This window comes from Paraburkholderia sp. USG1, from assembly GCF_031570135.1.
Classification (GTDB): Bacteria; Pseudomonadota; Gammaproteobacteria; order Burkholderiales; family Burkholderiaceae; genus Paraburkholderia; species Paraburkholderia dioscoreae.
The window spans coordinates 259,656-271,605 of record NZ_JAMWXW010000008.1; the positions used below are offsets into that span (position 1 = coordinate 259,656).

Sequence of the window (11,950 nt, forward strand, 5' to 3'; positions counted from 1 at the left end):
GGAAGGAACCCAAATAGAGGCAAGTCATGTGCCAATCATGCATACGCACAGGCGCGGCCCTGACTGCACGTTGGCATAGCATTTGCGCGAGTGAAGTCAACGGGCCGAAATTGCCGCGCTTTGGTGCGCGCGCGCACGGCAACGTGCACGCACGGCGTCAGGCGTCGACCGAACGCCTCATCTGGAGGAGAATCGTATGGCGAATACCACGCTCACCATCAGCAGCAAGAATTATTCGTCGTGGTCGTTGCGCGGCTGGCTGTTGACCAAGTTCAGCGGCTTGCCTTTCGAAGAGATCGTCATGCCGATCGACGATCCCGCCGCACGCGCTGAACTGCTGTTGCTGTCACCGTCGATACTGGTGCCGTGTCTGTTTCACGACGGCATCAAGATCTGGGACACGCTGGCGATTGCGGAATATCTGAACGAACTGAAGCCGGACGCGAAACTGCTGCCCAGGGATATTCGCGCACGCGCGCATTGCCGCTCGATATGCGGCGAGATGCATTCGGGTTTCGGCTCCCTGCGCTCGGCCTTGCCGATGAACCTCAAAGCGCATTTCCCAGGCTTCAAGGTGTGGGCGCGTGCTCAATCGGACATTGATCGGATCGTGGCGATCTGGAGCGATTGCCTGAAGCAGTACGGCGGCCCGTTTCTGTTTGGCGAGCGGACCACGGCGGACGCGATGTATGCGCCGGTGGTGACGCGTTTCGTCACCTACGACGTCAAACTCGATCCGGAAATTGTCGAATACGGACAGCGGATCATGGCGCTGCCCGAGATGCAGGAATGGATCGCCGACGCGCAACAGGAAGTGGAAGAGATCGACGAACTGGACGTCGAGTTCTGAAGCGGGCGCGTTGAACAAGCGCGGCGTGCAGACGGCTGGCGGCGGTGCGCGCCGCGCCAAGCAGCACCGCGCCCGCAATGGCCGTTAGCCATTAATCAAACTCAATCGCGCCCGCTTTCCAGCTTGAACACACTGACCACCTGTGCGAGACGCGCGGCCTGATCGCGTAACTCCGCTGCCGCCAGTTCCGCCTCGCCGACAATCATAGCGTTCTGCTGCGTTGCTTCGCCGATCTGCGTGACGGCGAGATTGACCTGTTCGATGCCGCCCGACTGCTCGCGCGAGGCGACGCTAATTTCGCCCATGATCGCGCGCACCTGGCCGACCTGTTGAACGATGCCCTGCATCGTCGAGCTGGCTTCTTCGGCGATCCGGAAACCGCTTTGCACGGTCGCCGTGGAAGTCGCGATCAGGCTTTCGATCTCCTTGACTGAGGCCGCGCTGCGTTGCGCCAGCGCGCGCACTTCCGATGCCACCACCGCGAAGCCCTTGCCGTGTTCGCCGGCCCGCGCCGCTTCCACGGCGGCGTTCAGCGCAAGGATATTGGTCTGGAAGGCGATGCCTTCGATCACGGACGTGATCTCCGCGATCTTCTGCGACGAGCGGCTGATCTCGCCCATTGTCGAGACCACACGTTCGACCGCACGGCCGCCTTCGAGCGCGGCGTCGGCGGCGCGTGTGACGAGCGTGTTGGCTTGCGCGGCGTGGTCGGCGTTCTGCTGCACGGTCGAGGTGATCTCTTCCATGCTGGCCGCCGTTTCCTCGAGGCTGCTCGCCTGCGTGGCGATCCGCGCGGCGATATTGCCGCTGCCGGTGGCGATCTTCTCGGTGCCGTGGGACATATCCGCCGACGCGTTGCGCACTTGCGAAACAATGCGCGCGAGTCCTTCGCCGATGCCGTCGATCGACTGCATCAGGCGGCCGATTTCATCGGCGCGCGCGTTTGTGCCGTTTGCCACGCGCACGCTCAGATCGCCCGAGGCGAAACGCTCGGACGCCTTGGCGGCTTCCTCGAGCGGTCGGCTCACGAGGCGCCGCACCGCAATCAGGAACACCACCGCGAACACGCCGACGAGGATGAAGCCGAGCAGCAGGAATTCATTGCGGGTGGCAACGACGTCGGCCATCACTTCGTCGCGCGGCGCGACACCGCCAACCAGCCATTGCCATTCCGGCACGGTAACGAACGAGACGAACTTGTCGCGCGCGCCGCGTTCGCCGAGGGTGGCGTCGGCCGAGCTGTATTCGAGCTGGCCGTCTTTCATGTCGAGCATCTGTTGATAAGGTGCGTTCGCGTTGTCGGCGTTCTGACCGGCCGCTGCCGGATGCACGATCAGCTTGCCGCGATCCGCGCCCTTCGACGCGTCGACGACGAAGTAGTAGCCGCTGTCACCGATCTTCAGATTGCGAATGCCGTCTTCGACCGACTGGATTTCCTCGTCCACATTGACGCCGACGAACAGCGCGCCGATCACGCGGCCGCTCGCGTCGGTGATCGGCCGGTATTGCGTGATCAAACGTTTGCCAAAGAGCGCGGCAAGTCCCGTATAGGATCTGTTCGCGAGGAGCAGCGCATAGGCCGGTGCCTTGCGATCGAGCAACGTGCCGATGGCGCGCGAGCCGTCCTGTTTCTTCAGCGAAGTCGTGACGCGCACGAAGTCGTCGCCGTTGCGCGCGAAGACGGTGGCGACCGCGCCGCTGCGTTCGAGAAACAGATCGGGAATGGAAAAGTCCATGTTCAGGACTTTGTCGCCCGCCTTGATGGTCGGCGTGGCGACACCGCCGATGTCGACCTTCTGGGTCTCGTCGAGCGTATAGCCGGTGGGCAGGAAACTCGCGAACAGCGACATCGAGCGGTCGACTTCGTTCGACAAAGCCTTGTCGAACAGTTTGATCATCGCGGCGATCGAACGGTCTTTATCCGCGATGCGTTCGAGCACCTGGCCGCTGATCTGCGTGCCGGCGGTGCGGGTGAGTGCCCACGTGAACGCGGCGAAGATCAACGCCACCAGCACGCACGAAAGAATGGCGAGCCGCGCGCCGACGCTGGCGCGGCGCAAAGAGAGAAATTCCATGGGCGATTGCGGAGTAAGAGAGCACGAGCGGGATGCATGGGCCATGCGTGGGCATGGCCGGCATCGATGGCTGGTTTACGGCTGCTGCGTCCGTCTTCTTTAGCAATCTGAAAGCATTTCGTAATGACCGTGCCGTCCGCGGGGTGTTTCCGCGCGCACTCGCTTAGCGTCCCGGACCATTCTGCGCACCGCGCCAGGTGCGCAGCAGCAGCGCATTGGTGACCACGCTGACGCTCGAAAAAGCCATCGCCGCGCCGGCGAGCATCGGGTTTAGCAAGCCGAAGGCGGCCAGCGGAATGCCGATCAGGTTGTAGACGAAGGCCCAGAACAGGTTCTGCCGGATCTTGCGCCATGTTCTGCGCGAAATGTCGATGGCGTCGGCCACCAGCGCCGGATCGCCGCGCATCAGCGTGATGCCGGCCGCGTGCATGGCGACGTCGGTGCCGGTCGCCATCGCGATGCCGATGTCGGCGGCGGCGAGCGCGGGAGCGTCGTTGATGCCGTCGCCCGCCATTGCCACAATGCCGGCGCTGCGAATTTTCAGGTCGCGGATGACGCGGGCTTTGTCTTCGGGCAGCACTTCCGCATGGAATTCGTCGATGCCGAGCGCCCGGGCGACGCTCGCCGCGCTGCCGCGGTTGTCGCCGGTGACCAGCACGCTCGTAACGCCCATTTGCGCCAGCCGCTCGACGGCCGCGCGCGCTGTCGGTTTGACGGTGTCGCCGAAAGCGATCAATGCCAGTGCTGCCGGCGCTTGCGGGGCGCGCTGCATGAGCCAGGAAACCGTGTTGCCGGCGGCTTCGAGCTCGCGGGCCCGCGCGGCGAATTCGGGCGGCAATTCAATGCCGAGTTCGCCGAGCCAGCGTCCGCTGCCCAACGCGAGGGTGCGGCCGTCGACGTCCGCTTCGACGCCCCGGCCCGCCACGGCGCGCGCGGCGCTGGCGTGCAGCGCACGCGTTTGAGTGGGCGAGGCAACGGTTTCGCCAATTGCCGCAGGCATGTCGGCGGCCTCTGTCGCTGCCGCTTCGTACGCCTTGACCACCGCGCGCGCCAGCGGGTGCTCGCTGTTGCGCTGCACCGCCGCGGCAAGTTCCAGCGCCTCGTCGCGGCTGATGCCGCCGATCGGCTCGAACGCCGTCACCGACGGCTGGCCGAGCGTCAGCGTGCCGGTCTTGTCGAACGCGACTATCGTCACCCGATGGGCGGTTTCCAATGCCTCGGCGTCCTTGATCAGCACACCGCGCCGCGCGGCGACGCCGGTGCCGGCCATGATGGCCGCCGGCGTGGCCAGTCCGAGCGCGCATGGGCAGGCGATCACCAGCACGGCGACCGCGTTCAGAATCGCCGTTTCACCGCCCGCGCCGGCGATCAGCCAGCCGACCAGCGTGAGCGCGGCGATGGCGAGGATCGCCGGCACGAAGATTTCGCTGACCCGGTCCACCAGGCGCTGGATCGGCGCCTTCTCGGCCTGCGCGCTTTCCACGAGGCGGATGATGCGCGCAAGTGTCGTCTCCGCGCCGATCGCCGTGGTCGTCACGGCAATCGCGCCTTCGCCGTTGATCGAGCCGGCGGTGACTGCGTCGGCTACCTGCTTCGGCACCGGCAGGCTTTCGCCGGTGATCAGGGATTCGTCGATATGCGTGCGGCCTTCGAGCACCGCGCCGTCGACCGGCACGCGCTCGCCGGGGCGCACGATCACGATCGTGCCGACCCGCACTTGCGCGAGCGGCACGTCGCGTTCGTCCGCGCCGACCCGAATGCGCGCGCGGTCGGGGCGCAGCGCGTTGAGGGCACGGATGGCGTCCGTGGTCTGGCGCTTGGCGCGCGCTTCGAGCCACTTGCCGAAGCGCACCAGCGTGATCACGACCGCCGACGCTTCGAAATACAGATGCATCATGTCGCCGGGATGGGTCGCCAGTTCGTAGACGCTGATGCCATACGCCGCCGACGTGCCGAGCGCCACTAGCAAGTCCATGTTGCCGGCGCCGGCTCGCACGGCGCGAAAGGCCGCGCGATAGAAGCGCGCGCCGAATACGAACTGCACGACCGAAGCGAGCGCGAATTGCAGCCAGGGCGACAGCATTGCGTGGAAACCGAACCATTCGCCGACCATTGGGCCGATGAGCGGCAGCGTCAGCACGGCGGAGGCGAGCACGGCTGCCAGTTCGCGGCGGGTCTGGTCGCGCTTGCGGTTGGCGGGGGCCGACTCGGCGTCGGCAGCGGCGGGTGTGTCCGGCGGCGCGACCAGGGTCGCTTCATAGCCCGCTTTCCTGACGGCGGCGATCAGCGCGTCCGGGCCGGCGGCCGCGCCGTCCAGATCGACGGTCGCCGTTTCGGTCGCGAGATTCACCGACGCGCTCACGACGCCCGGCACTTTGGAGAGCGCCTTTTCGACGCGCATCGCGCACGAGGCGCAAGTCATGCCGCCGATGTCGAGTTCGGCGGTGTGGGCGGAAGTGTCGGCGGCGTCCGCGGGGCGCAGGGCGGTGGCAAGTTCGGTCATGGCAGGCAGGGCTCGTCGCGGCAGCAGGCCGCATCATGAGGCCAGTATTGACCTTCCCATGATGGGAAGGTCAAGAGTGAATTGCAGGATTGCCTCAAAGCGACCGATGCATGGGCAAAGTGCCGCTCAGAAAGCCGGCGGCGCGTCCAGCATGGCCTGGCCGACGGCCTGCTGTTCATCACCCGGGCGCGCCAGCAAGGTTTCCGCCGCGCCGCGACGGTCGGCCGCAGCCTTGTTCTGGCCGAGCTTCCACTTTCCGACCAGCCGCGTCACCTCGATCTCGATGCCGACGATCGCGCCGAGCATCTGCGCGATGAAGTCGGCGGGCGCATCGCCCATCTTCCACGGCACCGGTTCGCCGGCTTCCATCTTGCGGGTCAGGCGCGCGACGAGGCCGCGCACGAACGACTCGTCGTCGCGCACGACGATCCGGCCGTGCGCATGCACCACCATATAGTTATAAGTCGGCACCTGCCGATGCGCTTCATGCTTGCCCGGATACCAGTTCGGCGAGATATACGCGGACGGGCCCTGGAAGATCACGAGCGCTTCGGGGTTCGCTCCGGCTTCCTGCCATACCGGGTTGGCGCGGGCGACGTGAGCGCGCAGGATGCCGTGAGTCTCACCCGAGGCCGCATCGGACTTGTCCCCCGCAGGCGGCACTTCGAATTCGAACGGCAAATGATTCGCATCGAGCCCGTTCGGCCCGTTGGTAATCAGTGCGCCGAAAGGCTGCTCGGCGATCAGGCGGTGGAGAACCTCTGGACGGTTCTCTTCGAAATGGGCGGGCATGTACATGAAACGCTCCGGATACGAGAGGACGAAAGAGCAGCGATGAAAAATCGCCCAAGGCGTGGGGCGCCGGGCCGGATGTAATAAAAAAACGTCAACCGTACCGCGAAAAGGCCGTGCGCGCGCCCGAACCGGCGCTATTGCTGCCTTTGCGCTTGCCTGGTGAGCAAGGATACGATACAACCCGATGTTGTCGGCATCGCGAACCGCGGACTGGATGCGTTGGGCTTTGGGAGGCCGCGCAAGCAGGGTTCGTAGCGCACCGGCGTCTCCCTTAGGACCGCACGTTCCGCCACCTGAACGAATGATAAAAAATCGCCGAGAGTTGTTTTCGATTCACTGGACCTGCGCATCGCTCGCAGGCCTCGCATTTCTGGCCGGTTGCGCGTCGACTCCCACCGCGTCGCAGAAATCCACCGGCTGGATCAAGGATGAAGTCGCCGATTCGTATGTGTTCGGTTATCCGCTGGTGCTGATGGGCGTTGCGCGCGACGCGGCGGTCGGCACCGATCCGGGCCAGGCGCCACTCAATACGCTGCGCCACGCGCAGGCATTGCCGCCGATCGGCGCGGCCAATCCGATGCAGCCTAGTCTCGATACGTTCGATTCGACCGGCTGGCTGGACCTCGGCAGTGAACCGGTGATCGTATCTTTGCCCGATTCGCATGGCCGCTACGTCGACGCTCGCGTGCTCGACATGTGGACTAACGTGGTCTGGTCGACCAGTTCGCAGTTCGCCACTCGCGCGGCAGGCATCAAGGCGCAGACGATCGCCTTCGCGGGTCCGGGCTGGCAGGGAGAGTTGCCCAAGGGTGTGAAGCGCGTCGACGTGCCGACCCGCAACGCATGGGTGAGCGTGCGTATCCAGTCGAACGGCACGCGCGATCTGACAGCGGTCCGCAAGCTGCAGCGCGCCATTCGTGTCGCGCCGCTGAGCGTCTACGCGGGTGACACCCGTTCCGCGACGATCGCGCCGCCGCGCAGCAACGCCGCCGACGCCGCCGCGGCAGCAGCCGCTTCCGGCACGCCGGCCGCGCAAGTCGCGGCGCTCGACGCGAACGATTTCTTCAGCCGGCTCGCGCAGGCCTTGCCCGACAATCCGCCGACGCCGGCCGATCCGCATGCGCTCAAATTCCTCTCGGACCTCGGCGTGACGCCCGGCGAACCGGTCAAGCTGCCGAAGGCGCCGGAAGCCATTACGGCGGGCCTTGCCGATGGCCATGATCGCGTGGTCACGCCGCCGTCCAATCTGCTGACCGGCAACGGCTGGAGCTGGTTCGGCGACGGCGTGGGCACCTACGGTCCCGACTACGCGCTGCGCGCCTATGCGGCTTACGCGCAACCGGGCATCGGCACGAAAGACGACGAAGTTCGCGCGGTCGTCACCCAGGACAGCGACGGTCATGCGCTCAACGGCGCAAACCGTTACGTGATCCACTTCGCGCCGAATCAGTTGCCGCCGGTGCGCGGCTTCTGGTCGATCACCGCGTACACGAAAGACGGCGCCTTGGGCGAGAGCGCGCCGGCGCGTCTGGCGGTCGGCGACCGCAATGGCGCACGCCGCAATCGCGACGGCTCGCTCGACGTGACCGTGTCGTCCACTCGCAGCAAGAGCGGCAACTGGCTGCCGGCGCCGCGTGCCGATCTGAAACTCGTGCTGCGTCTGTACGCCCCCAAGCCGCAAGCCACCGACGGCAGCTGGCAACCGCCGGCCGTCGTGCGTCAGTGATTGCTGCGTGTCGCTGACATGACAGCGGTGCTTCAGTAACGACCCGGAAACGAATCGGGCAAAAGTATCGGGCAAACATCGGGCAAAGCATGTCCGCCACTTCATCGCGGCGGACATGCGGCGCTATCGCGCAAGGGAATGTGTAAGCCTCGCCTTACATTTATATCCCGCGAAAGATTCACGACTTATACTGCCGCTTGCGGGATTTTCGTTTTCGCGGCGGGCTTGCCGCCGCATTACCCAATACCGAGCATGGCAAGCCTCAATAAAGCATCACTAGCCTCGTCCATGCAGACCGTGCGCGATGTCGCGCAGTCACGCCGCACCCGGCGTGTCATCACCGGCCTGCTGATCTTCCTTGTAGTGTTCGGTCTACTCGGCTTCTTTGCGGCGCCGCCGCTGATTCGCCACGTTGCCGAGCAACAGCTCAGCAAACAGCTCGACCGCCCTGCCACGATTGGCCGCATTGCGCTCAATCCGTACACGCTCCGGCTCGAAGCCGACCGTGTGCATATCGGCGAGCGCGGCGGCGCGGGCGACTTCGTGGACATTTCGCGGCTCATCGTGCAGCCGTCATGGAGTTCGCTGTTTCGCGCGGCACCGATCATCGATCAGGTGCAGCTCGATTCGCCGCGCTTTCATATTGTTCGCTACGATGCGCAACGCTTCAATTTCACGGACCTGATCGAGAAATTCTCGAAGCAGCCGGCCAAGCCGGATAGCAAGCCGACGCTGTTCTCCGTATCGAATATTCGCGTTGAAAACGGCCAGATCACGTTCGACGACAAGCTACTCGGCGCCACGCACGTGATCGATCAATGGAAGCTCGGCATTCCGTTCATTGCCACGCTGCCTTCGAAAACCAATATCTTCGTCGAGCCGCTGCTGCGTGCGCGGATCGACGGCAGTCCGCTTGCCATCGATGGCAAGACCAAGCCGTTTGCCGCGTCGCGCGAGTCGGAAGTGTCGTTGCGCTTCGACGGGCTCGATGTGCCGCGTCTCATGTCCTACGTGCCGACCAAACTGCCGGTGATCGTGCAGTCCGGCAAACTGTCCACGGATCTCAAGCTCAACTTCGTGGTCTCCAACGACGCGCCTTCGCTGCGCGTGGCGGGCACCGTCGATCTGAACGACGTGGACGTGCAGGATCAAGGCAAGACGCCGTTCTTCGCGGCGCGCGCGGTGCATGTGGCCGCCGCCACGCTCGAACCGTTCAGGAACCTCTATCACTTCGACGAGATCCGTATCGACGCGCCGACCGCCAATCTCGCGCGCGATAAAGACGGCGTGCTGAGCGTCGAGAAGATGTTCGCGCCCGGGCCGGCCGCGGCGCAACCGGCTGCGAGCGCGCCGGTTGCCGCATCAGCCGCCAATGCCGCGGCAAAGGCGGCGCCGCCGCTGGACCTCGCGATCAAACGCTTCGTGCTCAATGACGGCACCGTCAATGTTCGCGACAACGCCGCCTCGCGGCCTGTCGATGCCGGCCTGCAAAAACTGGCCGTGACGCTGACCGATTTTTCGACGCTTGCCGCGGCACCCGCGCACTACACGCTGAACACCGATCTCAAGGACAGCGGAGGGTCACTCGGTGTGGCCGGCGCGTTCGGCCTGGCTGCGAAGACGGCGAGCGCGAAGCTCGATCTGAAGTCGGTGAAGTTGCCGTTGCTGCAACCCTATATCGACACCGCGACCGTGGCGCAAGTCACGGACGGCGCGCTTTCCGCCACCGCCAATGTCGGTGCGAACTGGTCGAAGTCGCCGGTAGCGGTGATGGTCACTGATTCGCAACTGGACCTGCAATCGCTGAAGGTCGCGACGCGCAGCAGCAAGGATCCGCTGATCTCGCTCGCGCAAGGCAGCGTGAAGCTCAAGCAGGTGGACGTGGCGGCGCGCAGCGCCGAGATCGCCAGCATCGACACGACCGGCCTCGCGATCGACGCCCAACGCTTGAAAGACGGCAGCATCAACCTCGCGGCGCTCGGCGGGCAGCACGAGGTCGCACCGCAGCGTACGGCGATCCACGCGGTGAAGAAGGCGCAGGCTGAAGGGCCCGCGTGGCACTACAAGATCGGCGAACTGGTCCTGAAAGATGCCACCGCCAACTTCACGGACAACACCACGCCGCAGCCGGTGAAGCTGAACATCACGCCGCTGCAACTGAAGGTGCAGAACATCAGCGACGACCTGAGCCGTCCGCTGCCCGTCGACCTGCAGGCCACGCTGAACAGGAAGGGCACGCTCGGCGTCAAGGGCGACGTGACGGCGACGCCGCTCAAGGTGGCCGTCAAGGTGAATGCCAACCGGCTCGACGCGGCGGCTTTCGAACCGTACTTCGGCGGCAAGCTGAATGCGGTGATCGCGAGCGCGCTGCTCAATGCGAACGGCGACCTCGCGCTGAGCCAGGCCAAGTCGCTGAAAGCAACGTATCGCGGCGACATGGCGCTCGTCGATGTCCGCATGCTCGACAAGGCGACCTCGGATCCGTTCGCGGGTTGGGGTTCGCTCGCGTTGTCCAACCTGAAGGCCGATTACGACGAGCATGGCACGGTGGTCGATGCGGGCCGCGTCACGTTCACGAAGTTCTATGGGCGCGTGTTGCTCGACGCGCAGGGCAAGCTCAACCTGAACGATGTGGTCGCGCACGAAACCGGTGCCGCGCAATCGCTGACGCGCGACAAGAGCGGTGCGGACCCCGTGTCGCTGACGCCGCAGTCGGCATCCACGGTCGCCGCCGCATCCGCACCCGTGCCGGCGTCGGCCTCCGCCGCCACGGTTACGGCTGCCACGGCGCCGCAAAGCCCGGTCAAGCTGCACTTCGGTCAACTGGTGCTGCAACAGGGTCGCGTGACGTACACGGACAATTTCATCAAGCCGAACTACACGGCGAACCTGGTCGGCATTCAGGGCACCGTCGGTGCGTTCGGCACGCAATCCACCACCGCCGCGCCGGTCGACATTGCCGCTAAACTGGCCGCCAACGGTCCGCTGTCGATTCGCGGCACGATCAATCCGCTGATTGCGAAGCCGGCGCTCGATCTCACGGCGGTCGCGCACGATATCGAACTGACCAATCTCACGCCGTATTCGGCGAAATATGCCGGCTATCCGATCACCAAGGGCAAGCTGAACGTCGATCTGCACTACACGCTCGAAAACGATCAACTGAACGCGAACAATCACATTTTCATCGATCAGCTCACGTTCGGCGATCACGTCGAAAACGATACGGCGACCAAGCTGCCCGTGCGCCTCGCGATCTCGCTGCTGAAGAATTCGCGTGGTGAAATCGATGTGAACCTGCCGGTGTCGGGCTCGCTGTCGAATCCCGAGTTCAGTATTGGCGGCCTGATCTGGCATGCAGTGCTCAATCTGCTGCAGAAGGCGGTGACCGCGCCGTTCTCGCTGATCGCCAACGCATTCGGCGGCAGTGGCGAGGAACTGGGTTATGTGGAGTTCGAGCCAGGCTCGGCGAAACTCACGGACGCCGACACCCGGAAGCTCGACACGATCGTGAAGGCGTTGGCCGACAAACCGTCGATCCGCATGGACCTGATTGGCCGTGTCGATCCAGCCGTCGACGAGCCCGCCTTGCGCACCGGCTATGTCGAGCGCCTCGTCAAGCAGCAGAAGATCAAGGACGTGGTGGGCAATGGCGAGAGCGTCGATCTGTCGACCGTCACGGTTGATCCAAAGGAGTACGACAAGTATCTGAGCAAGGCCTACAAGTCGGCGGACTTCAAGAAGCCGCGCAATTTTGTCGGCTTGACGAAGAGCTTGCCGGACGACGAGATGAAGAGTGCGCTCGCCGCCAACGCACCGATCGACGACGCCAGTCTGCGCCAGCTCGCACAACAGCGCGCGCAGAGCGTGCACCAGTATCTGGACGGCAAGATCGACAGCAGCCGCGTGTTTATCGTCGCACCGAAACTGAATGCCGACGGCATCAAGGACAAGGGTGCAACGACGCGTGTGGACTTCGGGTTGAAGTGAGCGACCCGGAA

General features: G+C 64.7%; 6 protein-coding genes. 3 read left to right on the top strand and 3 right to left on the bottom strand.

The annotated features are described in order from the left end of the window. The first annotated feature begins 196 nt into the window (after positions 1-196). Positions 197-850 carry a glutathione S-transferase family protein gene (locus NE850_RS13745; protein ID WP_007178735.1) on the top strand — a complete coding sequence of 218 codons (654 nt, stop codon included), beginning with the start codon at positions 197-199 and terminating at the stop codon, positions 848-850. A 101-nt stretch (positions 851-951) separates the two neighbouring features. Here the strand turns inward: NE850_RS13745 and NE850_RS13750 are convergent, their stop codons facing one another. The 3 genes from NE850_RS13750 to NE850_RS13760 form a co-directional block, all read right to left on the bottom strand. Then, positions 952-2,925: a Cache 3/Cache 2 fusion domain-containing protein gene (locus NE850_RS13750; protein ID WP_310698858.1), complete on the bottom strand. Its 1,974-nt coding sequence runs from the start codon at positions 2,923-2,925 to the stop codon at positions 952-954. A gap of 163 nt (positions 2,926-3,088) precedes the next feature. Beyond that, the gene (locus tag NE850_RS13755) at positions 3,089-5,428 is read right to left on the bottom strand and encodes a cation-translocating P-type ATPase (RefSeq protein WP_197740261.1); all 2,340 of its coding nucleotides are present in this window, start codon (positions 5,426-5,428) and stop codon (positions 3,089-3,091) included. Positions 5,429-5,554: 126 nt separating this feature from the next. Continuing rightward, a complete protein-coding gene (locus tag NE850_RS13760) occupies positions 5,555-6,226 on the bottom strand; it encodes an FMN-binding negative transcriptional regulator (RefSeq protein WP_165187577.1) in 672 nt (223 codons plus the stop codon). A 298-nt stretch (positions 6,227-6,524) separates the two neighbouring features. Between NE850_RS13760 and NE850_RS13765 the strand changes: the two genes are divergently transcribed. Next, positions 6,525-7,949 carry a DUF1254 domain-containing protein gene (locus NE850_RS13765; RefSeq protein ID WP_007178739.1) on the top strand — a complete coding sequence of 475 codons (1,425 nt, stop codon included), beginning with the start codon at positions 6,525-6,527 and terminating at the stop codon, positions 7,947-7,949. Between the two features lie 252 nt (positions 7,950-8,201). Next, on the top strand, positions 8,202-11,939 hold the full coding sequence (locus NE850_RS13770) for a DUF748 domain-containing protein (RefSeq protein ID WP_310698859.1): 3,738 nt from the start codon (positions 8,202-8,204) through the stop codon (positions 11,937-11,939). Positions 11,940-11,950: the final 11 nt, after the last annotated feature.